The organism is uncultured Faecalibacterium sp., assembly GCF_900066275.1.
GTDB lineage: Bacteria > Bacillota > Clostridia > Oscillospirales > Ruminococcaceae > Faecalibacterium > Faecalibacterium taiwanense.
The window spans coordinates 31954-32777 of record NZ_FMFG01000019.1; the positions used below are offsets into that span (position 1 = coordinate 31954).

Annotated in this window: 1 protein-coding gene; it reads right to left on the reverse strand. The window is 54.6% G+C overall.

Annotated features, from left to right (window positions below):
- Positions 1-264 precede the first annotated feature (264 nt).
- A complete protein-coding gene (locus QZL71_RS08015) occupies positions 265-564 on the reverse strand; it encodes a PRC-barrel domain-containing protein (RefSeq protein ID WP_154258773.1) in 300 nt (99 codons plus the stop codon).
- Positions 565-824 lie beyond the last annotated feature (260 nt).

The following is an 824-nucleotide window of genomic DNA, read 5'->3' on the forward strand; positions in this document are numbered from 1 at the left end:
GATAAAACTTGCAAAAACGTCTGCGCTCAGGCTTCCGCGGGCGATCCCCTCGCCCAGCAGCAGCACGATCAGCGATGCCGCCAGCGGGAATACCATCCGCAGCGCCAAAAGCGGTTTGGGAGTTTTCATAATTCCTGTTCCTTTCCTCATCCTTGAGACCTCAGATCAAACGCAAAAGCACATTTCTTTACGCTTTTTGCACAAAGCTTCTGCGATTATTATAGTCACTTCCACAAAAAAGTCCACCCTGTTTTTGCAAAAAATTTACAAACCCAGCTTCACGCGCAGCTTTTGCCACCATTTGAGCTGTTCCGGCTGCGGCGGTGCTTCCGGCAGGGCCGTGTGCACCAGCACCGCATCCGTGCCAATGGTCTCGATCTCCTGCCATGGAATGGTCAGGCTATCGTCCCGGCCAAGCAATCCGAACAGCCTTGGCCGCCCCAGCAGGATCAGGCTCTGCAGCCGGGCGGTGGCAGGGTCAAAGGCCAGGTCGTCGGCCCGGCCAAGGCAGACCCCCTGCTCCAGCTGCACCACCTCTTTTTCACACAGTTCCCGGATGGTCAATGCCCTTCTCCCCTTTCTGCCACAGCTTATGCAGCCGCCGGGCACATCATGCAAAAAGCAGTGGAAACCGCATGGCAGATTGTGGTATACTGTGGGCAGAGCATTCCATGAGAAACAGAGGAAATTTTAAATGTATAAAAGCATCGTGTTTGATCTGGGCGGTGTCATGGTGGATTTTGCCCCCCGCGCCTATCTGGTAGACCGCATTTGCAATGAAGAGATCGAGGAGCAGGTGTACGACCTGACCTTTGGCAGCAAGG